The sequence below is a fragment of the Microbacterium allomyrinae genome (genome assembly GCF_020682705.1).
Taxonomy (GTDB): Bacteria; Actinomycetota; Actinomycetes; order Actinomycetales; family Microbacteriaceae; genus Microbacterium; species Microbacterium allomyrinae.
In genome coordinates, this window is the sequence record NZ_JAGTTN010000001.1 from 1246423 (window position 1) to 1269712 (window position 23290).

The window sequence follows — 23290 nt, forward strand, 5'->3', positions numbered from 1 at the left end:
CCCGTGTCGTCACTGCGCGCGCAGCACCGCCTCGCCCGCCGAGACGGCGACCCGGATGGTGTTCGCAGCCCCCGGCGTGCTGCCGATGCGGTTGTCGAAGTCTCCGGCCGCGACATCCGAGCTCACGTCGTATTCGCCGTCGGGAACGGTGAGTCGCAGAGAGCCGGCGTTGACCTCGGCGGTGATCTCACCGGGTGCCCGCCCGGTGAGGACGGCGTCCAGCGAACCGGCGTTGACCGTGAACGACGCCTCCCGCGCGCCGTCCAGGTCGATCTCGGCGTGTCCGGCGCTCAGCTGCGCCTCCACATCGGTAGCCGAGCCCGAAACGTCGGCGCGGCCCGCGTCGACCTGCAGGTCGAGCTCTCCGAACGAGCCGTCGACGGTCAGATCGCCCGCGGCGAGGCCGAGGTCGGCATCCACTCCTTCCAGCGACTGCGGAAGGCGCAGGACTGCGCTGCCGTTGCCGCCGAGCCAGCCCCCGAACCAGCCGTTCAGCCAGCCGCTGGGCGAGGCGACGACGAGCGCGTCGTCGCTGGTCTCGAGCGTCCAGCGGTCGATGCCCCACGAGCTGCGCACTTCGAGTTCGGCTTCGTCGATGTCGGCGAACTCGACCCGGATGCTGCCGGCGTCGACCTGCACGTCCAATTCGGTGACGCCGCCCACCGCGAGGGTGCGCGACGAGGTCTGGATGGATGCCGCCGCCCACGTGCCGAGGGCGGACGAGACGATCGCGCCGAGCAGGATGACGGCACCGACCACGATCACGACGATCGCGACGGCGCGGGAGTATCCCGGCCGGGGTGCGGTGGGCGGCGTCTGCTGATTCTGCGCCGGCGGGGTCGGCGGGGCGGGGGGCGCCGGAGGTGCCGGCGGGGTGACGATGGTGCTCATCGGTCTGCTCCTGTCTGAGGCGGGGTGCCGCCGTGCTCGATGTGCGCGAGGGCTGCGAGCACTCGGCGGTTGCCGGATTCGTCGCGCTCGAGCCCGAGCTTCTGGAAGACGGCGGTGATGTGCTTCTCGACGCTGCCCTCGCTCACGTGCAGCGTCCGGGCGATGGCCTGGTTGGAACGCCCTTCGGCGATCAATGCGAGGACGGATGACTCGCGGTCGGTCAGTCGTTGCATGCGCGCGTCGCGGGTGCGGCGGCTGAGCAGCTGCGCCACGACTTCGGGGTCGAGCACCGTGGCACCGGCTGCGATGCGGTCGATGGTGTCGAGGAAGTCGGTGACGTCGGCCACACGATCTTTCAGCAGGTACCCGAGCGACCCGGAGCTCGCAGCGATCAGGTCGGCGGCGTAGCGCTCCTCGACGTACTGCGAGAGCACCAGGACGGCCAGCTCGGGGCGGCGCGCACGCAACGCGAGCGCGGCGCGGATTCCCTCGTCCGTCCAGGTCGGCGGAAGGCGGACATCGATGATGCACAGCTCGGGAGTCGCCTCCACCACCTTCTCGTCGAGGCGCGAGGCATCGGGGAGAGCGGCGACCACGATGTGACCGGAGTCCTCCAGGACGCGGACCAGGCCCTCGCGCAGCAGGGCGGAGTCCTCGCAGATCAGGATCCGCACGGGATGCTCACCTCCACCGAGGTGGGTCCGCCGGCCGGGCTGTCGATCCGCGCCTCGCCACCTGCTGCGAGCACGCGATTGATGATGCCGTCGAGTCCGCCGCCGGCCATGACGGTGGCGCCGCCCACGCCGTTGTCCTCGACCCGCGCCCACAGCGTTCCGGGTTCGCGGCGGCGCACCACGACGCGGCATTCAGTGCCGCGCGAGTGCTTCGCAGCGTTGGTGAGGGCTTCGGCGATCGCGAAGTAGGCGGCGGCTTCGGCATCCCGACTGCATCGTCCGTCCAGCCGGACGTCGAGCTGCACCGGAATGACCGACCGGCCGGCGAGCGCCGAGAGCGCCGCGTCGAGACCGCGATCGTCGAGGACGGCGGTGTGGATGCCGCGCGCCAGCTGCCTGAGCTCGGTGATCGCCGCCTTCGTCGAGGTGTGGGCCTCGGCGACCAGGGCCTTGGCGGCATCCGGGTCGGAATCGATCTTCTGCTGCGCGAGGCCGAGGGTCATGCCGACCGAGACGAGCCGGGGCTGCACGCCGTCATGCAGGTCGCGCTCGATGCGGGTGCGCTCCACGTCGGCCGCGCGTACCGCGCCCTCGCGCTGCACGCTCGACGTCCGCGCGGCCTCGGCGAGCTGAGCCTCACGAGAAGGGACGATGATGGCGCGCGAGATGATCCCGTGCAGGATGCCGAGACCGATCACGCCCGCGGCGCCCACGAGGGCCGCCAGCAGGCCGACGGGAACCGCCCAGGCCAGCGGCACCGCGAAGTCGGTGCGTCCCAGCGACACCGCGCTGGCCTGTGCGAACAGCGGCGCGAAGACGAGGACGATGCCGGACGCGGCGAGCCCGGCGAGCAGAAGGACGACCCAGCCGAGGATCGTCGCGATCGCGGCGTTCGCGACACCGCGCCAGCTGGACGGGTCGATGGTCTGCAGCCACAGCGTGCGGAGGAATCCGCCGAAGCCCGGGCGGCCGCTGGAGCGCACCCGATGCGGGGCGAGGCCGAACGCGTACAGCCCGTCGACGCGCGCCGCCTCGAGCCAGCCGAGCGCGAAGATCGCGTAGACGAACGCGACCAGGAACAGCAGTCCGATGCCGAGGACGGGCAGCAGCCCGATGCCGAGGCCGAGCAGACCGAAGAGAAGGGAGAAGATCGCCGGTCCGACGACGCCGAGCGCGGCCAGCTGTGCGATCGCGCCCGCCACCCGCAGAGGGGATGCCGTGGACGGCGCAGACGGTGAGGTGTCGGAAGTCATACCCTCACGGTAGGCCGCCGCCGCGCCGCGCGCCCCTGAGCCAGCCCGACACTTGCTTTCGGGTTATCCCCCACCCGGCCGCGCTGCGCGGCGCACGCTTATCGGCCCGACACCTTGCCGAACAGACGGGCGATCGGGGCCAGCACGAGGGGTCGGGCGGCGATCCAGGCGGCGGCGATCACGAGGATCGAGACGGCGAAGATCCAGAACCCGGTCCAGTTCATCATGTAGGCGTCGGGGTCGGTCGAGCCCTGTGCGGCGTACATGTGGTTCAGGTTGCGCAGGGCTCCGGTGGCGAATACGAGCACCACGTGCACGAAGATGAACGCCACGAAGTAGAGCATCACGGGGAAGTGCACCGCGCGGGCCCATTCGACGGGATACGCCTTGTTCAGTTCGGTGGCGTTCTTGGGCCAGATGCCAGACATGCGCACCCCGGTGATCGCGGCGAGCGGCGCGGCGACGAAGACCGTGGTGAAGTAGGCGAGCTGCTGCAGCGCGTTGTAGTTCACCCAGCCGTTCTCGGTCGGCCAGTCCAGCGAGACGTACTGCAGGGCCGCGCTGACCGCGTTGGGGAACACCTCCCACGAGGTCGGCACGATCCGCATCCACTGCCCGGTGACGAACAGCAGCACCACGAAGATGACGCCGTTGACCAGCCACAGGATGTCGAGCGACTGGTGGAACCAGAGGTTCAGGCTGATCTTGCGCCGGTTGTTGTTGCGCGGCGACCAGAACGCGGTGGGGCGCTTCTCGGTGCGCACCTGCAGGCCCGAGCGGATGATCAGCACGATCAGGAACACGTTGAAGAAGTGCTGCCAGCCCAGCCACGCCGGGAACCCCACCGGCGCGCCGGCAGGCAGGTGATACTCGCCGGGGTAGGTCATCAGGAAGTCCTGCATGAATTGCAGCGAGAGGAACCAGCGCACCGCGAAGACGGCCATCAGCCCCGCGAACAGCAGCCCGCCGCCGCCCACGATCACCACGCCGGCCCACTGCAGGCGGGTGAAGGGGCCCAGGCGTTTCGGCTCGGACTGCGGCGCCGGACGCGTACGCGCGGCCGCACCCGCCCACACCGTGCGGGTGAACGGCAGCGGCTGCGACAGCGGCACCCCGGTCGGGGTGACGGCCACGGCCGGGGGCGGCGGCGCGGATGCCGCGGTTGCGGGCGCGACCTCGGATGCGAGTGCGGTTTCGGCGGCGGATGCTGCCGGCTCGGGGGCGAGGGACGGCACCGGCTCCGGAGCGACCCCGGACGCCGACTCGACCACACTGCCCGTCGAGGGGACGGCGACCGCGGGGGCGTGGGCCGGTGAAGCGACGCCTGGCGCGGCAGCGGTCGGAGCGAAGCCTGCGGCAGGCCAGGGCTCTCCGCCCGCGACACGGGGAAGCCCGCGACGCAGCGCCCCACCGCTGGGCGCATCGGGCTCGGGGACGGTGGGAGGCACGGCGACAGCAGACGCGGCCGTTGCCACTACCGCCACTGGACCGGATGGCTGCGAGACGTCGGGAGTCATGGCAGGCGTCGAAGCTGCGGCAGGCCCTGCCGTCCCCACGTGCGGGGTGATGGATGCCGGTGGCCACGGTTCGCCGCCGGGCAGCCGCGGCAGACCGCGACGAATCGCGCGGTTCCCCGACACCGCAGTGCCGGCGGGGGCGGCGGACGCTGTGCGAGTGCCGGTGCCGTCCACGGCCTGCGAGTCGGTTTCCGCGATCGGGTCGGCGTCAGCGGCAGGGGCTGCGGCAGCGGTAACCTCCGCGGCACCAGTCGCCTCACTGTCCGTGCCCACGGGGGCGTCGCCGGGCGGAGGCCACGGCTCGCCGCCGGGACGGCGGGGGAGGCCGCGCCGGATCGCGGTGCCGAAGGTCGCCATGCGGGCTATGCCTTCTTCGCCTCGAGCGCAGCGATCAGTTGCGGCACCACCGTGAACAGGTCGCCCACGACACCGAAGTCCGCGATCTCGAAGATCGGGGCATCCGCATCCTTGTTGATCGCGACGATGGTCTTCGCGGTCTGCATCCCCGCTTTGTGCTGGATCGCACCCGAGATCCCGAGTGCGACATACAGTTGCGGGCTGACCGACACCCCGGTCTGCCCGACCTGGTAAGACTGCGGCACGTAGCCGGCATCGACCGCCGCGCGCGACGCGCCCACCGCGGCGCCGAGCGCGTCGGCCAGCTGATCGACGAGCGCGAACTTCTCCCCCGACCCCAGTCCGCGACCGCCCGAGACGACCTTCGCGGCCCCTCGCAGTTCGGGCCGAGTGGACGACACCACAGCTTCATCCACCGATACCACCGCGGCGGCCTTGCGGCCGGACGGCGTCACGGCCAGTGCCTCGACCGCGGGTGCGGCGACCGCGTCTGCGCGCGCATCCACCGATCCCTGCCGGATCGTGATCACCGGAGCGCCCCACGTCACGGCGGACTGGACGTTGTACGCCCCGCCGTAGACGGAATGCTCGGCGACCACGCCTTCTGCATCGCGGGAGAGCCCGACGGCGTCCACCGCGATCCCCGAGCGGGTGCGCGCGGCGAACCTGCCCGCGACTTCCCGGCCGTCGATCGAGTGCGAGACCACGATCGCGTCCGGACGCACCAGGTCGGCGGCAGCCGCCAGGGCGTCGACGACCGGCACGATCAGCCCATCGCGTGGGCCTGTGACCAGCACGGATGCCGCGCCCAGGGCCGCGGCATCCGGCGCCAGCTTCTCGTCGCCCACGATCAGCGCGACCGGCGTGCCCACCAGAGATGCTGCGCCCAGCACCTCGGCGGCGGACTTCGCCAGAGCCCCCGAGGCGGTCACATCGAGCAGGACCAGGATCGAATCATTCGCAAACGTCATCACACGCACCCTTACGCGAGCCGGTTCTGGATCAGGTAGTCCGCGAGCTTCTCGCCCGCATCACCCTCATCGACGATCTTCACGCCCGCCTCACGGGGGGGCTTCTCACTGAGTCCGATCACGATCGACCGCGAAGCGGCAGGGTCGTGGGCATCGATGCCCAGATCTTCCAGCGACAGCGTCTCGAACGGCTTCTTCTTCGCCGCCATGATGCCCTTGAAGTTCGGGAACCGCGCATCGGGCAGCGCCTCGGTGATCGAGATCACCGCGGGAAGCTCCGCAGACACCTGCGCGCTCGCGGCCTCGGTCGCCCGCGTGCCCGACACCGCACCCTCGCCGATCTCGACCGCATTCAGATACGTCGCGGCCGGCACGTCGAGCAGCTCCGCGACCATGGCCGGCAGGACACCACCCGACCCGTCCGTGGACTGGTTGCCGCCGATCACGAGATCGAATCCGGTGCGCCGCAGCGCCGCCGCGAGCACCTCGGCCGTCAGTCCCAGATCAGCTCCGAGCAGCGCATCATCCACGATCTGCACCGCCGAGGTCGCACCCATCGCCAGCCCTTTTCGCACCGTCGCAGCAGCAGACTCGGGCGTCATCGACAGCACGACGACCTCGGTCCCGGCGTTCTTGTCGGCGTAGCTCAGCGCCACTTCGAGCGCGCGCTCACCGATCTCGTCGAGCACCGTCTCGGACACACCCCGATCCGCCAAGCCCGTCTCCAGCGACAGCTTGCGATCCCCGTACGTATCCGGGACTTCCTTGACCAGGACGACGATCTTCATGACGATCTCCTCACGCTGGGCACGAGTCTAGGACGAGACGCACAATGTACCCAATCGGCAGGGTCAACCCGCAAAGCTCTCGTCACAAACGCCCACTGTGTATACATAGACGGCGTTTCGAGGCATCCGTCACCCGTTCGGAACGTGCCGCCGGGTACGGTGGAGGCAGGAGGTTGATGTGGCAGGAAACAGGCGTCTCCCCGTCGACCCGATCGCCGAGGCCAAGCGTCAGTGGATCGCCCATGGGTGGGAATCCGCTGCCGCGGGCATGACCGCCGTCACCTCGATCATCCGGGCCCAGCAGCTGCTGTTCGCGCGCATCGACGCGACGCTCAAGCCGTTCGGGCTCTCGTTCGCACGATACGAGCTGCTCCGACTGCTCGGATTCACGCGAGAGGGACGGATGCCGATGGCCAGCGCCATCGCCCGCCTGCAGGTGCACCCGACCAGCGTCACGAACACCGTCGATCGCCTCGCCCGCGACGGTCTCGTCTCGCGCGAGCCGCATCCCGCCGACGGGCGCGCCGCGATGCTCGTGCTGACGGACGAGGGGCGCGCACTGGTGGAGCGGGCCACCCTCGCCCTGAACGCCGAGGTGTTCGAGCAGCCGGGCCTCGGCGACGATGATACGACCGAGCTCGTGCGCATCATCGCGCGGCTGCGCAAGGACGCCGGCGACTTCACCGATCCGAAGCCGCAGCCCGAGCCCCTCTGAGGGATGCCGCAGCCTCGGGTGTTCGCAGCCCGAGCCCCTCTGAGGGATGCCGCAGCCTCGGGTGTTCGCAGGCCGGGGGTGTGGTCGGCGGGCCCGAGCCCGAGCCCGAACGCCCCGCGCTCCACGCCGAGCGCCCCGCGCTCCACGAAACCGGGGATTCTCGTCGAAACAGGTGGTGTGGCCCCCGGTCTCGGCGAGAATCCCCTGTCTCGGCAGCTGCGCGCGGCGGGTCAGCGCCCCAGGAAGTCGGGGGCGCGCTTCTCGCGGAACGCGGCCATCCCCTCTTTCTGATCCGCCGTATCGAACAGAGACGCGAACACGTGCCTCTCCAGCCGCAGGCCCTCGGCCAGCGACGTCTCGAGGGCGGCATCCAGCGTCGCCTTCGCGGCGTACAGCGAGGGCAGGCTCTTCGACGCGATCGTCTCGGCCGTCTTCGCCGCCTCGGCGAGCAGGTCGGCGGCGGGCACGACGCGTGACACGAGTCCCGAGCGCTCCGCCTCTGCGGCATCCATGATGCGTCCCGTCAGGATGAGGTCGGCCGCCTTGTAGTAGCCGACCGCGCGAATCAGCCGCTGCGAACCGCCCATGCCGGGGATCACGCCGAGGTTGATCTCCGGCTGGCCGAATTTCGCGGTGTCGGCGGCGAGGATGATGTCGCACATCATCGCGAGCTCGCATCCACCGCCGAGCGCGTAGCCCGAGACGGCGGCGATCACCGGCGTGCGCACGGCGGCGAAGTCCGCCCAGCCACCGAAGTGGTCGCCCATCAGCATCTCGAGTCCCGACTTGGACTCCATCTCCTTGATGTCGGCGCCGGCGGCGAAAGCGCGTTCCGAACCGGTCAGCACGATCGCGCCGATCGCCGCATCGGCGTCGAAGGCGGATGCCGCGGCCACCACATCCCGGCACACCTGCGTGTTCAGCGCGTTGAGCGCCTCGGGCCGGTTGAGCGTGATCCATCCGACGCGCCCGCGCGTCTCGACCAGGATCGTCTCGTACTCGGTCATGCGGATCCTCCCTGATCTGTAGGCCTCACCCGATGATGCCGCGTCTCACGTCGTTTCGCAGCCTCTCGGCACGCGCGGCGCGATCCATCCCCATGGGGATTGTTCCCCATGGGGGTGGGGTGGGGGTTCGGGTTAGCCTGTGGGCGGGCCTGATCGGGCCCGTGGTTTTCGAGAGGATCGTGACATGGCGGATTTCAAGGCTTCTTATGGCGAGATGGAGGCCATGTCGGGCAAGCTCGACAGCGGTCGTGAGGAGATCGGCGATGTGCTGCGTCGTCTGAAGAGCGATGTGGACCGCCTGCTGGGCGATGACTTCAAGACGCAGCACGCGTCGGGCAAGTTCGGTGAGGGCTACCAGGAGCTGACCACCGGTCTGGAGAAGGCCATCGAGGGAATCTCCGACATGGGTGAGTCGCTGCGCAAGATGCAGCAGGCGATCAAGGACACCGACCAGGCCCTCGCCGGCAACTGACCTTTCGAACGGATGCCGCGGCACGTGATCGCGGCATCCGCCTTCGCATCAATGCCGCCAGCGGCAAGGGGGAAACGGGGAAATGCCCGACGTCATGCTGGACCTCGACCGACTGCGCCAGACGCAGACCGGGCTCACGGCGTCGATCGACGAGTTCAAGAATGGCTTGCGGCACCGATCAAGGCCCGCGCCGCGCTTCCCTCGCCGAGCATCTGGACGAACCCTTTCCGCAGCATCGCACTCGGCGAATCCCAACTCGTGCAGGCCGAGAACTTCCTCGGCACGCTGGGGAAGTCCCCGTGGGGCCAGTCGCCCGCCGTGCAGCAGTTTGTGACGAGCACTAGGGGGGCGCTCCCCAGCGTGTGGAAGCAGGCGGCAAATTTCACAGTGTGGCTCGGCTTCACGGGAGCGGATGCCGTGCAGTCGGTCCACACGACGTTCGGTGTCGGCCCCGACGTCAAGATCCCCGGAATGGACCAGGTGAAGATTCCGTGATGACAACTCGGCGAGACCGCGGCGCCCTGCTCTGGCGCGTCTATGCGATCGCACTCGGCTTCAACGCACTGATTCTCGTCGCGTTCATCGCCGGTTCGATGTTCTTCACGGGTGGCCAGATGGGCGAGAGTGATACAACCAAATGGCAGCCGGTCTGGTATTGGCCGGTGTTTCCGGTGCCGGCGTGGCTGCTGATCATCCCCGCAGCGATCGCCGCAGTCATCGTCATTCCCATGTGCGTCCTGACGCCCGCGTCGCACGTCACTCGACTTCTCAACGCTGCCGGCGTCACCGGTGGAAGCGCAGCATCTGCGTACGTCTTCATGTTCATGTTCCCCGCGAAGTCCGGTGTATTCCCGATACCCGAGATCGGAACCTATGTCGGCCCTCACTGGATCGCACTCGCGTTGTCGCTGGTCTGCCTGGCAGTGCTCGTCGTCGCCTTTCTGATCAAGGCTGCCGCGTACGAGCGGATGCGCAAGGCGGGAACCCTGCCGCAATGATCGACACGGCACCGAGCGGTTTCCACATCATGATGCCGCCCGGCTGGGTGCGGTACCTGGTGGATGCCGATGGCAAAGCCGCTCTCGTCGCCCAGGCGACGTCGCGCATGCGGCAGCTGTCGCGGCCGGATCTGGACGCGCAGGCGCGCAGCATGATCCAGTCGTACTGGCAGACGCTGACACGGCAGCGTATCTCTGCGATCTACCTCCCCTCCGAAGCGGGGGACGAGGGTCTACCGCTGTCGATCGCCGTCAAGCAGCATGCGGCGCCGGAGGACGCCGCATTCGAGGCATCCCTTCCCGCTCTCGCGGGCGCGCCGATCGAGCGTTTCGAGACCCCCGTCGGTATGGTGCTGCGATGGCAGAAGGACTCGCACGGCCACGACGAAATGGCCGGCGTGACCTCGCGGCAGATCGGCTACGGCTTTCCGCTGCCGATCGCGGGGGACCGGCGGGGCATGGTGTTCCTGGCGTCGATCGCCTACCCCGACGAAGCCGCGCCCGATGCCGTCGCCCTCCTCACCGAGACGAGCGACGCGATCATGGAGACCTTCCGCTGGCGATGACCCTCGAGTACACGTTCGACATCGACTACACCGTGTGGATGCCGGTGCCCCTGGAGTTCCCGTGGATTGGGTACGACACCGCGATGTCATGGGCCGCCGACGTCACCGAGGACCTGCTCGCCGGGCGAGGCGCTCCTGAGGAGGTGCGCCGAGCGTTCGCGGCGACCGCGCTGGAACGGGCGCTCATGCCGGCACCGCTCGAAGAGCCCATCGAGCGGTTCTGGCGCCGTCCCGACACCGGCGCGCCCGATCGGCTGGTGCACCTGTATGCGCTGCAGGTGCAGGGCGACCCCGATCCGGACGAGCTGACCGAGCTCGCCCGGACCGGGCTCGGCGGGTTCGTCCAGTCCGTCACGCCTCTCGATCGCACGCCGTTCACCACCGCACTCCGGGTGGTGCTCCTGCTCGAGCTTCCCGGTGGGTCGACAGCGACCGTGATGCGCCTGATCGGCGCACGCGACGGCACGGTTCTGATGCTCGAGCTCGTCGACGACAACGTCGCCGCCGTGGCCTTCCTCGAACCCGAGATCGAGGCGCTGTTCCGCAGCATCCGTCTACGCAGCGCCTGAGGGAGCGCGTCGACGCGCTCCCGCGTCAGACTCTGTCGCCGCGGATCGTGTTGATGATCCCCGAGAAGTCCTGGCCGGCGCCTTCGCCGTCGGCGAACTCCTGGTAGATCTCACGTGCGAGCCGGCCCATCTTCGCCTCGACTCCGGTCGCGGCGATCGCCTTCTCAGCGAGTCCGAGGTCCTTGTTCATCAGCGCACCGGCGAAGCCCGGCTGGTAGTCGCGGTTGGCCGGGCTGGTGGGCACGGGACCGGGAACCGGGCAGTTGGTCGTGAGCGCCCAGCACTGGCCCGACGCGTTCGAGGCGACGTCGAAGAGCGCCTGGTGCGAGAGGCCGAGCCGCTCCCCCAGCACGAAGGCTTCGGCTACGGCGATCTGCGACACCGCGAGGATCATGTTGTTGCAGACCTTGGCGGCCTGGCCGAGACCTGCGCCGCCGCAGTGCACGACGCGCCGCCCCATCGCCTCGAACAGGGGCCGCGCCGCCTCGAAGTCCTCGTCGGTGCCGCCCACCATGAACGCGAGCGTCGCGTTCTCGGCGCCGACGACACCGCCCGACACCGGTGCGTCCAGCGACCGGTGCCCCGCGGCCTCGGCGAGCGCGTGCGCTGCCCTGGCCTCGTCGACGGCGATCGTCGAGCAGTCCACGAAGAGCGCATCGGATGCCGCGACCGCGAGCAGTCCGTCGGCCCCGTCGACACCGCGATAGGCGCCGAGCACCTGGTCCCCGGTCTGGAACATCGTGATCACGACGGACGCGGCGGTCGCGGCATCCGTCCCCGAGTGGGCCACGGCGACCCCCGCCTCCCGCGCCGCGTCGACAGCGGCGGGGAACACGTCGAAACCGACCACCTCATGCCCGGAGGTCGCCAGGTTCTTCGCCATCGGAAGCCCCATGTGGCCGAGGCCCAGGAATGCGATCCTCATCGTCCTGCTCCCAGCAACTGGCGGCCGATGATCACGCGCATGATCTCGTTGGTCCCCTCGAGGATCTGGTGGACGCGGAGATCGCGCACCACCTTCTCGATCCCGTACTCGTGCAGATAGCCGTAGCCGCCGTGCAGCTGCAGGGCCTCGTTGGCGACGCGGAAGCCGGCGTCGGTCGCGAAGCGCTTGGCCATCGCGCACCGCATGCTCGCATCGGGAGCCTTCGCGTCGACCGCGGCGGCGGCATCTCGCACCAGAGCACGCGCGGCGTGCAGCTCGGTGGCCATGTCGGCGAGGCTGAACACGACGGACTGCTTCTCGGCGAGCGGCTCACCGAACGTGAAGCGCTCGTGCACGTAGCGGATGGCGCGATCCAGAGCCCACTGCGCACCGCCGAGCGAGCATGCGGCGATGTTGATCCGCCCGCCGTCGAGCCCCGACATCGCGATCTTGAAGCCCTGTCCTTCGCTGCCGAGCATGCTCGCCGCGGGCACGCGGACTTCGTCGAGGATCACCTGGCGGGTGGGCTGCGCGTTCCACCCCATCTTGTGCTCGTTCGCGCCGAACGAGAGCCCCGGGGTCGCATCGGGGACGAGGAACGCGGTGATGCCGCGCGAACCCCGGTTTCCCGAGCCCGTCGACGAATCGGTGCGCGCCATGACGATGTAGACGGATGCCTCGCCCGCCCCCGAGATGAACTGCTTGACTCCCGTCAGCACGTAGTCGTCGCCGTCTCGTACAGCGCTGGTGGTGATGGCGCCGGCATCGGATCCCGCCCCGGGCTCGGTGAGGCAGTAGCTGCCGAACCCTTCCATGGCCGTCAGGCGCGGCAGCCACTCGCGGCGCTGTGCCTCGGTGCCGTACGAGTCGATCATCCACGCCACCATGTTGTGGATCGAGATGTAGGCGGCGATCGCGGTATCGCCCTGCGCGAGCTCCTCGAAGATCGCCGCCGCGTCGGAGCGGGTGAGGCCCGTGCCGCCGACGTCCTCGCGCACATAGATGCCGCCGAGGCCGAGTTCACCGCCGCGCCGGAGGGTCTCGCGGGGGAAGTGCGACTGCGCATCCCATTCGAGGGCGTGAGGGGCGAGCTCCGTCTGGGCGAAGTCGCGCACCGCCTCGAGAATCGCGTCGCGCTCATCGCTGGTGAGAGTCAGGGGTTCTGGGGTGATCGTGGTGGGCACCGTTGCTCCTTCGGCGATCCGGCGACGCCCTCGTGGGGCTTCGCGATCAGCGTTCTCGTGCCGCCATCGGCACGAAACGATTTTACATGGATGTCCTAGTAATTGTGAGGACACCCGTGAATCGGTTCGCCGTGAGCGACGAGGTCCGAACGCCGCGGCATCCGAACCCCGTCGTGCGGTCTCTACTGGCTCCAAGGAGCGAAGGCGCGCAGCTCTATCTGCCCGTTACGGGCCATCGGATGCCGCGACGCGATCTCGACCGCCTCGTCGAGGTCGTCGACCTCGAGGATGTCGAAGCCGAGGATCACCTCGCTGGTCTCGGCGAAGGGGCCGCGCGTCGTGAGCACCTTTCCGCCGCGCACCGTGACGACGGTGGCATCGGACGCCGGGGCGAGCACTTCGCCGATGACCCGCTTGCCGCTCGCGTCGAGCGGGTCGACCCACAGGTCGATGTCGGACTCGTCGCTCGGCTGGTCGGGCTGAGCGGAGCTGACGACGAACATCATGAACTTCATGGACTGATCCTTTCGGTCGGGGGCGGACTCGCACCACCCTCACTTCGGACGTCGTCCGGGGCGCACCGATGTCGACACTTCGTTCGCGCGCTCCAGACCGGGAACCCGTATGCTCGCGCGCATGACCGATGTCGCGACAAGGCCCCGGCCCGGAACCAGTGTGCACGGCTTGTCCGCACCGCTCCTGCTGGTGAGCGGACTCGTCGTCAGGTTGAGCCTGTGATGCTCGCGCGGCAGGCCCGCGGCGTCGGACTCGCGCTCGTCGCGCTCGTGGTCTCGGGATGCGCGACCGGACCCTCCGGGGACGGGTCGCAGGCCGATCGAGTGGTGCGCGGCATCCCCGAGGTCTGGAGCGGCCCGAACATCGACCCGCTCGAAGGCGGCCCCGTCGTCGGCTGGATCGATGACGACGAGTTCGCGGTCGTCACGATGGGCAGCGGCAGCTGCCCGCCGGTGGCGCGAGAGCCGGAGGTCGTAGGCCCGGGCGAGCTGCGCGTCACGTTCGGCCCCTCGCCGCACGACCCGTGCACGGCGGACATGAGCACGACGACGCACGTCTTCGCGCTCCCCGCCGAAGTCACCGACCGACCGGTGACGATCACCGTGACGTTCGAGGACTGGAACGAGGAGTTCGTGCTCGAGCTGCCCTGAACGCTCGTCGCGTCTTCGTCACCGCTCACACGCCCGCTCGCCCAACGACCGGGGATGCGGGTCGTTGGGCGAGCGGGGTGGAAAGGAGATGCTCTCCCGTCAGTAGGCGAGCACCGGGATGGGGATGACCGTCTTCGAGTTCGCGTAGTCGGCACCGGTGAAGGTGGTGCGGATCACGTGGATGCCCCGACTCGACAGCTTCACATCGAGCGCGACACGGCCCTTGGCGGAGGCATCCAGCTGCACCGTGCCGACGACCTTGCCGTTGTCGGTCACGGTCACCGTGCCCACCGGCGCGGAGCCGTCGGCTGCGGTGACACGGCCGGCGACGGTGATCGTGCTGCCGGCCTTGACGAGCAGCTTCGTCGGCGCGATGAGCGTGCTCGTCGCCACCGGCTCGCGGTCGACCAGCACCACGGCAGACCGTGCCGGAACCGTGATGGTTCCGGTCGCGGCATCCCACGTGGTCGTCTTCACCACGGCGTCCGAGCCCTTGGCGAGCGCCGGCGTGAGCGCGAAGCTGCGACCTGCGAGCTCGGGCACGACCTGGGTGGCCGCATCGGGTGAGGAGTTGAACACGACGAGCGCACCGTCGAGCTTCGGGTCGACGTCGTCGCCGACGAGGTCGTCGATCAGCATCGTGAGAACGCCGGGTGCGGCATCCGGTCCGCTGCCCGGGAACGTGACCTTCTGTCCAATCAGATCCGCCGAGCCGAGGCGGAGAAGCCCCACCTCTTCACGAACCCGGAGCAGATCGAGAGCGGATGCCTCGGCCGTCGCGATGTCGGCCGCTGCGGGCTTGTTCGCCGGGTCCGCGAGCAGCGGTTGCTTGATCGCCCACGAATCGGCGTTGTCGGCCGCACGCGGAAGACCCGAGCCGAAGGTCGACTCCTGACCGGTCCAGTCGATGCGGTTGAACCAGTCACCCGAGTTGTAACTGTTGCGATCCAGCGACTTCGAGCGCAGCAGCTCGGTGCCGGCGTGCCAGAACGACGGAGTCTGCGAGAACGTCGTGGTCGCGAGCGACAGCGTGTTCATGCGGACCCGATCGGCCATCGTCGTGTCGGCCGGCAGCTTCAGCACCGACAGGTCGTACAGCGTCTCGTTGTCGTGGGCGTCGACGTAGGTGATGACCTCGTCGGGCTGGTCGGCGTATCCCGCGGGCGCTCCGCGGTAGTCGAGCTCGTCACCTGCCGCCGTTGCACCGGTGTGGTCGGTGAGCGTGAAGTCGCGGAGGTTGCCCGCGAGTCCGAGCTTGACCAGATCGATCTGGTGGGCGAGGTCGGCGAGCGCCTGCTCGGTCGTGCCGTTGATCGGCACGCCGTTGGGGTCGGTTCCCAGCCCGGTGCCGAAGCCCTGCTGCTGGATCGTCTCGCCCGCCACCGGGCTGCCACCGTGTACGGCATCGCGCAGCCGGTCGCTGAACGTGCCGATCCCGGTGCCGCCCAGTTGGCCCTGCGTGGCCTGCTCGAAGAGGGCGTTGTCCGCGACCTCGCCGAAGTTCCAGCCCTCGCCGTACAGGTAGATCTTCGAGCCGTCGACGCCGTCCTTCTTGACCGTCAGCTCGTCGAGCGCTGCGCGGATCGCGAGCATGTTGGCCTTGGAGTGGTGCCCCATCAGGTCGAAGCGGAAGCCGTCGACCTTGTAGTCGCGGGCCCACGTCACGACCGAGTCGACCATGAGCTTCTGTGCGACTTCGTGCTCGGTGGCGACGTTCTGGCAGCAGGTCGAGGTCTCGACGCCGCCCGCGAGGTTCAGACGCTGGTAGTACCCGGGCACGACCTGGTCGAGAACCGAGGTGGGCGCCTGACCCGATGCGGTGGTGTGGTTGAAGACCTCGTCGAGGACGACCTGCAGGCCCATGTAGTGCAGCGCCCCGACCATCTCGCGGAACTCTCCGACGCGCGCACCGCCCTCGGGGTCGACGGCATAGGAGCCCTCGGGAACCGAGTAGTGGTACGGGTCGTAGCCCCAGTTGTAGCCGTCGGCGTCGACGACCGCCTCGACGCAGGCCTGCTGCTCGGTGCTGTCGGCGGCGAACGACGCGAGGTCGCAGTCGGGCACGGCCTGCTGCGAGCGGTCCTCCTCGATCGTGGCGATGTCGAAGGTGGGCAGCAGGTGCACCGTGTTGATTCCCGCGTCGGCGAGCTGGCGCAGCTGCTTCGTTCCGGCACTGTCGCGCGTGAAGGCGCGGTACGTTCCGCGCTCGGCCTCGGGCACCGTCTCATCGGTGATCGAGAAGTCGCGCACGTGCAGTTCGTAGATCGCGCGGTCGACCGGGCGGTCGATCACGGGCGCCTTCGTCTTCTCCCACATCTTCGGGCGCCACTGCTTGTCGGCGGAGTCGATCGCGACCGAACGCTCGGAGTTGACCGTGAGCGCGATCGAGTACGGGTCGGTGACGGCGTTCGTCTCGATCGCACCGGTGGTCGGCGCGTAGACCACGACCTCCCACAGGTACTCGTCGCCCTTCAGGGCGTTCTTGCCCGCGACGGTCCAGACGCCGGATGCCGCATCCCAGGCCGCTTCATGGCGCACGGCGTCGCCGTCGGTGCCGGCATCCCACGTGAGCAGGGTCGCGGCCTGAGCCGTCGGCGCCCACAGGCGGAACGTGGGCTTGTTGCCCTGGAAGGTGACGCCGAGGTCGGCATCGGCCACCGCGTCGGCGTACAGGTCGTCGAGCACGCCCGGGATCTGCACACCGGTGAAGGCCGTGAGAGCACCATCGGCGTCGCGCTGCGACACCATCAGCTGTCCGCGCACCAGGGCCGCGGCATCCGCATCATCCACGCTGAGCGCGACGAATCCCGCGAGAGCCGGGAACTTCGCCTTCTGCTCGGCGGTGAGCCCGCCGTCGACCAGGGTGAGGTCGATCGCTTCGCCGCCGGTGATCTCACCGTCGGAGAGGGCAACGGATGCGTCAGCCGACGCGTGCAGCTGCCACGAGGCATCCGCGGGGTCGGTGCCGAGGTCGGCCGGCCACGCGATCGTGTCGGCGTCGATCCAGTGTGCGCGCTGCTCACCGGTGCCGGCGAGCGGCGGGTCGCTGACCTCGATCTCGAGGATGTGCGTGGCGAGCGTGTAGCGGAACACGATCAGCTTGCCTTCGGCCGCGCTGAACGAGTAGTTCGAGCCGCCCAGTGCTCCGCCGACACCGTAGTTCTCCGCCCAGCTGAGACCGTGCGCGACCTTGATCTCGTACGCCCCCTCGGGGATCTGGTCGGTGGTGAACTCGTAGACGCCGTCCTTGTCACCATCGGCCATCAGGGTCGCCAGGCAGTCCGGTGCCCAGTCGCCGGCGCAGCCGAGCTCGCTCTGCGGCGAGCCGGGCAGCGTCACGATCGGGCCTTCCGCCGTCGACTGGCCGATGTTGGAGCGGGGGTCGAAGTAGAAGGTGATCGGGCCGCCCGGGTGCGAGATCGCGATGTTCGCGCCGTCCCTGACGCCGTTCGCACCGTAGTTCTCGTCCCACGATCCGTTGAAGGCGAACTTGTACTCGTAGTCGCCTGCGGCGAGGTCGAACGTGCCGGCCCAGATGCCATCGGCGCGCAGCGTGAGCTTCGCCGCCTCGCAGCCGGGTGCCCAGTCGCCCGCGCAGCCGAGCTCGGAGTCGAGGCTTCCGGCCACCGTGATCATGTCGATCGGCGACTCGGGTTCTTCCTCGACGACGAGCGACACCGAGTTGCCCACCGACGCGTACGTCGAGGCGGCGGCGTGGGCACCGGCGGCATCGGTCGTCACGGCGCGGTACTCGAGGAGCGTGCCGTCGGCCAGCCCCTCGACGGTGTGGAATACCCGGGGGTCGGTGTCTTCGGCCGTGCCGAGCTCGTGCCACTCGTCCGAGCCGACGACGCGCCACGAGAAGCTCGTCTCCTGCCACGTGGTGTCGTCGACGTCGGCGCTGACCGGGCTCGATCCGCTGACACCCGCGCCTGCCGAGGGCGCCGACACGGTGATGGCCAGCGGCGCTTCGGGCGAGGTGACCTGAGCATCGGCGCGGTACACGACGGCCGAGAGGGCCGGGACCGTGACGGATGTCGCGGAGGCGGCATCGGTCGAGATCGCGGTGTCGGTGCCGTACACCGGAGCGAACGATGCGCTTGCGGTGAGGGTGTTCAGCTCGACCGTCTTGGCGGCCGTGGTGTTGTTGAGCGCGACCAGGTACTCGACCTTCTCGTCGCGGTCGACGCGCGAGAACGCGTAGACGCCCGCGCCGCTGTCGGTGTAGCGCTCGACCTGGGAACCCGTGACCAGCGCGGGGTGCTCGGCGCGCAGGGCCGCGAGGTCGGCGATGCGCTCGTAGATCGGAACGGCCGTGCTGAAGCGGTCGACAGAACCGGCGTTCTCACCGGTGATGAGGTTCTGGTTCTGGTACTCCGTCACCTGGCTCGCGAAGAGCGTCTGGCGCGCGTCCTTGTCGCCACCCGTGCCCGCGAAGCCCTGCTCATCGCCGTAGTAGACGACAGGCTGGCCGCGGCCCAGGAACATCAGGTCGTGGGCGAGCAGGTCCCGCTCGAGAGCGTTCGGGGTCGTCTGCAGCATGTAGCCGACGCGGCCCATGTCGTGATTGCCGAGGAAGGTCGGCAGCGCCGTCGACGAGGAGTCGGCGGTCGTGTACCAATCGTCACCGGCGTACAGGCCCTGCAGGCCCTTGGCGCTGTTGCCAGCGGCGTAGCTGACGGCGGATGACTGGAACGTGAAGTCGAGGACCGAGTTCATGTCGGTCTCGCGGACGTACGGGGCCAGCTTCACCGGGTCGGCGTCGTAGACCTCGCCGAACATGAAGAAGTCGGGCTTGCCCGCCGCGTGGGCGTAGTCGAGCACCTCGGTCGACCACTTCTCCCAGAACTCGAAGTTGACGTGCTTGGCGGTGTCGATGCGGAAGCCGTCGATGCCGAAGTCGACCCAGTCCTCGTACACGTCGACGAAGCCGTTCACGACGTCGGGGTGCTCGGTCATGAGGTCGTCGAGACCCGAGAAGTCGCCGTACGTGACCGACTCGCCCGTCCAGGTGGAGTCGCCGCGGTTGTGGTACAGCGTCGGATCGTTGAGCCACGCCGGGACCTTGGCGGTCGTGTCGTTCACGACGGGCGTGTACGGGAACGACGTCGCCGCATCGAGCTCGGGGAACGTGTCGGTGCCCGCGTAGTCGGCCGGATCGAACGCGGTGCCCGAGGCGTCGAGATACGGGGTGGTCGCCTGATCGACGTAGGAGTACTGGCCCTGGGTGTTCGAGATCAGGTCTGCGGTGTGGTTCGTGATGATGTCGAAGTAGACCTTGATGCCCTTGGCGTGCGCCTCATCGATCAGCGCCTCGAGCTCGGCATTCGTTCCCAGGTGCGGGTCGATCTGCGTGAAGTCGGTGATCCAGTACCCGTGGTAACCGGCGCTGGCGTTCACGCCCTCGCCCTGCACGGGGTTGTTCTTGAAGCTCGGCGTGAGCCAGATCGCGGTCGTGCCGAGACCCTCGATGTAGTCGAGGTTGTCACGCAGACCCGCGATGTCACCACCGTTGTAGAAGCCCTTGTCGGTCGGGTCGAACCCGTTCACGAGCCGGTCGCCCGCGATGCCGCCGGTGTCGTTCGACGCGTCGCCGTTGGCGAAGCGGTCGGTCATGACGAAGTAGAACTGCTCCTGGCTGCCCGGCTGACGCACCGGAGCCGCGACCAGCGCGTCGTCGTCGGCGGTGTAGCCGGCGCGCAGGCTCTTCGCCTCGAGACCGACGCGGTGGGTCGTGTCGTCGAAGACGAATCGCAGCGTCGAGGGCCCGGCGACGGTCAGCGGGATGTTGTCGCCTCCGCCGTTGAGTCCGTAGGACTCGTCCCACCCGTCGTTCACCGCGACCTTGTACTCGTAGGTGCCGGCCGGCACCTCGAACTCGGCGGCGTACACGCCCGCCGTGTCGGTGGGCGCGAGTTCGGTCGCGGCGCACTCAGGCTGCCAGTCGGCCGAGCAGCCGAGTTCGGACTGCAGGTTGCCGACGATCGCGAACGTCCGATCGACCGCGGCAGCGGGGGCCGTGGCCACCACTCCCCCGGTGAGGATCAGGGCTGCGGCAGCGATACTCGCTGCGATACGGCGGACACGTGCAGAGGACGGCTTCGACGCTGTCGGCATTGACACAAGGCTCCAGGGGTGGGGCGGGGCACGGCTACGTGCCCGAGGTTGCGGTGTGCGGCCGACGCTAGCAGTGGCTCAGGCGAAAATGCAAGCGCTTACAGGTCACAGAATCGTCTCGTCCAGCGGATGCCGCACCCGACGGCATCCGCTCGTTCGCCCCGCGCGCAATCGCTTGCAGGCCGGACGTGAGCGGCGGGTCCGGCTAGAGCCGCTCGATGATCGTGGCGTTGGCCATGCCGCCGCCCTCGCACATCGTCTGCAGGCCGAACCGGCCGTCCGTCGCCTCGAGGTGCGCCACCAGTGTGCCGAGCAGCCGGGTTCCCGATGCGCCCACGGCGTGGCCGAGCGCGATCGCACCGCCCCACGGGTTGAGCTTCGCGGGATCCGCGTCGAACTCCCGCTGCCATGCCAGGGGCACCGAGGCGAACGCCTCGTTCACCTCGTACGCGTCGAGATCGTCCATCGACAGTCCGCTGCGCTCGAGGATGCGTCGCGTCGCCGGAATGGGACCGGTGAGCATGAGCATCGGGTCGTCGCCCACCACCGCGAACGAGTGGAAGCGCGCCCGCGGAGCCAGCCCCAGCTGCGCGGCCGTGTCTTCGCCCATGATGAGAACCGCCGAGGCGGCATCGGTCAGCGGCGAGGAGTTGCCGGGCGTGATCTTGAAGTCCAGCTCCGGGAAGCGCGCGACGATCTCATCGGTCCGGAACGCGGGTGCCAGCCCCGCGAGGCCCTCGACGGTCGTCCCGGCGCGCACGGTCTCGTCTCGGGCGAGCACGCCGTCGGCGGTGGCCACCGGGAGCAGCTGCGAGTCGAAAGCACCGCGGGACCAGGCATCGGTCGCCCGTCGATGCGACTCGGCCGAGAACGAGTCCAGCTCGTCGCGCGTGAAGCCCCAGCGCTGGGCGATGAGCTCGGCGGAGACGCCCTGCCCCACGAGACCCTCGGGATAGCGGGCGGCGATTCCTGCGGGAAGCGTCGCGCCGGTGCGCGAGGAGCCGAGGGGCACACGGCTCATCGATTCGACGCCGGCGGCGATCACGATGTCGTACGCACCCGCGATCACGCCCTGCGCGGCGAAGTGCGCTGCCTGCTGACTCGACCCGCACTGCCGGTCGATCGTGGCCGCCGGCACCGACTCGGCGAACCCCGCGGCGAGTGCCGCCTGGCGCGCGATGTTGCCGCCCTGGTCGCCGAGCTGGCTCACACATCCCATCAGCACGTCGTCGACCTGCCGCGAGTCGAGGCCGTTGCGCTCGAGAAGGGCGGTGAGCACTCCCGCGGCGAGATCGACCGGATGCACTCCGCTGAGGCCGCCTCCTGGTTTACCCCTGCCGGACGGGGTGCGGACGACGTCGACGATGACGGCCTGGCGCATGAGAGCCTCCTGCTCACAAGCCTAGAACTCGAATGGATGGCGCGGGCCGGGTGCGGGTCAGCCGCGGGCCTCGGGCGTCGCGTAGGTGCTGCGCTGCTCGATGACCGCCAGCGTGCAGCGGGAGATGCAGATGAGCTTGCCCGCGTCGTCGATGATGCGGATCTCCCACACGTGCGCGCGGCGGCCGATGTTGACGGCGGTCACGATTCCGGTGACCCAGCCCGACGAGATCGGGCGGATGTGGTTCGCGTTGATCTCCTGCCCCACCACGTGGAAGCGCTCGCGGTCCACCGCGAGGTAGCCCGCCCACGACGCGAGCGTCTCGGCGAACGCGATGGATGCCCCGCCGTGCAGCACGCCGGCCGGCTGCACGGTGCGATGGTCCACCGGCATCCGTCCGACGAGAGCGTCATCGCGGATCTCGACGATCTCGACGCCGAGGTTCTCGATCATGGTGCCCGGCGCCATCCCGCCGAGGTCGATGTCGGCGAGGTCGCCGTGCCAGATGCTCACCCCGCAGACTCCTCGGCGCGGTCGGCGGTCGCCAGGGATGCGGCATCCGGAACGTAGCCGTCGACGTGACGCTCTGGCGGACCGTTGTACTCGGACAGCGGGCGGATGAGGGCGTTCGACGCCGCCTGCTCCATGATGTGCGCGGTCCATCCGGTCACGCGCGCCGCGACGAACAGGGGCGTGAAGGTGAGCGTGTCGAAGCCGATGAGCTTGTACGCGGGCCCCGACGGGTAGTCGAGGTTCGGGTAGATTCCCTTTCGGCCGACGAACTCGGACTCGAGGGTGTCGTACAGCGCCGCGACATCCGGGCGGTCGTAGTGCTCGACCAGCGTGTCGAGCGCGGCCTTCATCGTGGGCACGCGCGAATCGCCCCGCTTGTAGACCCGATGGCCGAAGCCCATGATCTTCCGCTTCTCGGCGAGGGCCTTGTCGAGCCACGGACCCACGTTCTCAGCGGTTCCGATCTCATCGAAGATGTGCAGCACGGCTTCGTTCGCGCCACCGTGCAGCGGGCCCTTCAACGCGCCGATCGCGGCGACGACGGCCGAGTACAGGTCGCTGAGGGTGGACGTGACGACGCGGGCGGTGAACGTCGAGGCGTTGAACGAGTGCTCGGCGTACAGCACCATCGAGCGGTTGAACGCGTCGACCACGACGGGGTCGGACTCTTCACCGAAGGTCATCCACAGGAAGTTCGCCGCATAGTCCAGGTCGTCGCGCGGGGCCACCGGCTGCTGCCCACGACGTCGGCGCTGGCCGTACGCGACGATGGCGGGGAGCACGGCGAACAGCCGGATGCTGCGTGCCAGGTTCTCCTCCACGCTCCCGGCCACATCGAGCACCGACCCGGTGCCGGCGAGGTCGCGCGCGCCGATGAGGCTCACGGCGGTGCGCACCTCGTCCATCGGATGCGCGTCCAGCGGCACGAGATCGATCGCGGCGCGGACGTCGGCGGGCAGCGACCGGTACGACCGCTCGGTCGCCCGCAGCTGCGCGAGCTGCACGTCATCGGGCAGATCGCCGTTCCACAGCAGGTACGCGACGGCCTCGAACGACTGCGTCGCCGCGAGTTCCTGCACCGGATACCCGCGGTACAGCAGCGAGTTCGTGTCGGGATTGACCTTCGACACCGCCGTGTAGTCGACGACGACGCCGGCGAGGCCCTTCTTGATGTCGGGTTCTGTCATGACTGCTGCTCTCCTTCGAGGTGGTGCGTGTCCCGAAGT

The 23290-nt window shown here is 69.2% G+C and carries 21 protein-coding genes; 7 read left to right on the forward strand and 14 right to left on the reverse strand.

Annotation, left to right across the window (positions count from 1 at the left end; translation table 11 throughout):
• Positions 1–9 precede the first annotated feature (9 nt).
• From KEC57_RS05715 to KEC57_RS05740, 6 genes are all read right to left on the reverse strand, one after another.
• Complete coding sequence (locus KEC57_RS05715) at positions 10–891, reverse strand: DUF4097 family beta strand repeat-containing protein (protein WP_229383548.1); 882 nt, start codon at positions 889–891, stop codon at positions 10–12.
• Positions 888–1565 carry a LuxR C-terminal-related transcriptional regulator gene (locus KEC57_RS05720; RefSeq protein WP_229383549.1) on the reverse strand — a complete coding sequence of 226 codons (678 nt, stop codon included), beginning with the start codon at positions 1563–1565 and terminating at the stop codon, positions 888–890. Before KEC57_RS05720 ends, KEC57_RS05715 begins: the two co-directional genes overlap by 4 nt.
• Entirely contained in the window at positions 1553–2818 is a 1266-nt protein-coding gene (locus tag KEC57_RS05725; RefSeq protein ID WP_229383550.1) for a sensor histidine kinase, read from the reverse strand. Before KEC57_RS05725 ends, KEC57_RS05720 begins: the two co-directional genes overlap by 13 nt.
• A gap of 98 nt (positions 2819–2916) precedes the next feature.
• On the reverse strand, positions 2917–4266 hold the full coding sequence (locus KEC57_RS05730; protein ID WP_308187573.1) for a cytochrome b/b6 domain-containing protein: 1350 nt from the start codon (positions 4264–4266) through the stop codon (positions 2917–2919).
• A 431-nt stretch (positions 4267–4697) separates the two neighbouring features.
• Positions 4698–5663, reverse strand: a complete 966-nt coding sequence (locus tag KEC57_RS05735) for an electron transfer flavoprotein subunit alpha/FixB family protein (protein ID WP_229383552.1) — start codon at positions 5661–5663, stop codon at positions 4698–4700.
• A gap of 11 nt (positions 5664–5674) precedes the next feature.
• Positions 5675–6451 (reverse strand): electron transfer flavoprotein subunit beta/FixA family protein, encoded by a 777-nt coding sequence (locus KEC57_RS05740; protein ID WP_229383553.1) that lies wholly within the window; start codon positions 6449–6451, stop codon positions 5675–5677.
• Between the two features lie 178 nt (positions 6452–6629).
• Between KEC57_RS05740 and KEC57_RS05745 the strand changes: the two genes are divergently transcribed.
• Complete coding sequence (locus KEC57_RS05745) at positions 6630–7166, forward strand: MarR family winged helix-turn-helix transcriptional regulator (RefSeq protein WP_229383554.1); 537 nt, start codon at positions 6630–6632, stop codon at positions 7164–7166.
• A 230-nt stretch (positions 7167–7396) separates the two neighbouring features.
• On the opposite strand, the gene KEC57_RS05750 is transcribed toward KEC57_RS05745, so the two are convergent.
• Positions 7397–8173: an enoyl-CoA hydratase gene (locus KEC57_RS05750; RefSeq protein WP_229383555.1), complete on the reverse strand. Its 777-nt coding sequence runs from the start codon at positions 8171–8173 to the stop codon at positions 7397–7399.
• A 184-nt stretch (positions 8174–8357) separates the two neighbouring features.
• On the opposite strand from KEC57_RS05750, the gene KEC57_RS05755 reads away from it, so the two are divergent.
• From KEC57_RS05755 to KEC57_RS05775, 5 genes are all read left to right on the forward strand, one after another.
• Entirely contained in the window at positions 8358–8645 is a 288-nt protein-coding gene (locus KEC57_RS05755) for a WXG100 family type VII secretion target (RefSeq protein WP_229383556.1), read from the forward strand.
• Positions 8646–8903: 258 nt separating this feature from the next.
• On the forward strand, positions 8904–9140 hold the full coding sequence (locus KEC57_RS05760; protein ID WP_229383557.1) for a hypothetical protein: 237 nt from the start codon (positions 8904–8906) through the stop codon (positions 9138–9140).
• The gene (locus tag KEC57_RS05765) at positions 9140–9643 is read left to right on the forward strand and encodes a hypothetical protein (protein WP_229383558.1); all 504 of its coding nucleotides are present in this window, start codon (positions 9140–9142) and stop codon (positions 9641–9643) included. The genes KEC57_RS05760 and KEC57_RS05765 overlap by 1 nt, the downstream gene beginning before the upstream one ends.
• The gene (locus tag KEC57_RS05770; RefSeq protein ID WP_229383559.1) at positions 9640–10209 is read left to right on the forward strand and encodes a hypothetical protein; all 570 of its coding nucleotides are present in this window, start codon (positions 9640–9642) and stop codon (positions 10207–10209) included. The genes KEC57_RS05765 and KEC57_RS05770 overlap by 4 nt, the downstream gene beginning before the upstream one ends.
• On the forward strand, positions 10206–10778 hold the full coding sequence (locus KEC57_RS05775; RefSeq protein WP_229383560.1) for a hypothetical protein: 573 nt from the start codon (positions 10206–10208) through the stop codon (positions 10776–10778). Before KEC57_RS05770 ends, KEC57_RS05775 begins: the two co-directional genes overlap by 4 nt.
• 25 nt (positions 10779–10803) lie before the next feature.
• Here KEC57_RS05775 and mmsB read toward each other — a convergent pair whose 3' ends face one another.
• The 3 genes from mmsB to KEC57_RS05790 form a co-directional block, all read right to left on the reverse strand.
• Positions 10804–11703, reverse strand: a complete 900-nt coding sequence (gene mmsB, locus KEC57_RS05780) for a 3-hydroxyisobutyrate dehydrogenase (RefSeq protein ID WP_229383561.1) — start codon at positions 11701–11703, stop codon at positions 10804–10806.
• Positions 11700–12887 (reverse strand): acyl-CoA dehydrogenase family protein, encoded by a 1188-nt coding sequence (locus KEC57_RS05785; protein WP_229383562.1) that lies wholly within the window; start codon positions 12885–12887, stop codon positions 11700–11702. Before KEC57_RS05785 ends, mmsB begins: the two co-directional genes overlap by 4 nt.
• A 182-nt stretch (positions 12888–13069) precedes the next feature.
• The gene (locus tag KEC57_RS05790) at positions 13070–13402 is read right to left on the reverse strand and encodes a YciI family protein (RefSeq protein WP_229383563.1); all 333 of its coding nucleotides are present in this window, start codon (positions 13400–13402) and stop codon (positions 13070–13072) included.
• Between the two features lie 219 nt (positions 13403–13621).
• Here KEC57_RS05790 and KEC57_RS05795 point away from each other — a divergent pair, with 219 nt between their 5' ends.
• Positions 13622–14053: a hypothetical protein gene (locus tag KEC57_RS05795; protein ID WP_229383564.1), complete on the forward strand. Its 432-nt coding sequence runs from the start codon at positions 13622–13624 to the stop codon at positions 14051–14053.
• A 99-nt stretch (positions 14054–14152) separates the two neighbouring features.
• On the opposite strand, the gene pulA is transcribed toward KEC57_RS05795, so the two are convergent.
• The 4 genes from pulA to KEC57_RS05815 all read right to left on the reverse strand — a co-directional run bounded on the left by pulA (position 14153) and on the right by KEC57_RS05815 (position 23251).
• The gene (gene pulA, locus KEC57_RS05800; protein ID WP_229383565.1) at positions 14153–20170 is read right to left on the reverse strand and encodes a pullulanase-type alpha-1,6-glucosidase; all 6018 of its coding nucleotides are present in this window, start codon (positions 20168–20170) and stop codon (positions 14153–14155) included.
• Positions 20171–20375: 205 nt separating this feature from the next.
• The gene (locus tag KEC57_RS05805; RefSeq protein WP_229383566.1) at positions 20376–21551 is read right to left on the reverse strand and encodes a thiolase family protein; all 1176 of its coding nucleotides are present in this window, start codon (positions 21549–21551) and stop codon (positions 20376–20378) included.
• Positions 21552–21608: 57 nt separating this feature from the next.
• Positions 21609–22064, reverse strand: coding sequence for a hotdog fold thioesterase (locus KEC57_RS05810; protein ID WP_229383567.1), 456 nt, complete (start codon positions 22062–22064; stop codon positions 21609–21611).
• Positions 22061–23251 carry a bifunctional 2-methylcitrate synthase/citrate synthase gene (locus KEC57_RS05815; protein ID WP_229383568.1) on the reverse strand — a complete coding sequence of 397 codons (1191 nt, stop codon included), beginning with the start codon at positions 23249–23251 and terminating at the stop codon, positions 22061–22063. The genes KEC57_RS05810 and KEC57_RS05815 overlap by 4 nt, the downstream gene beginning before the upstream one ends.
• Positions 23252–23290: the final 39 nt, after the last annotated feature.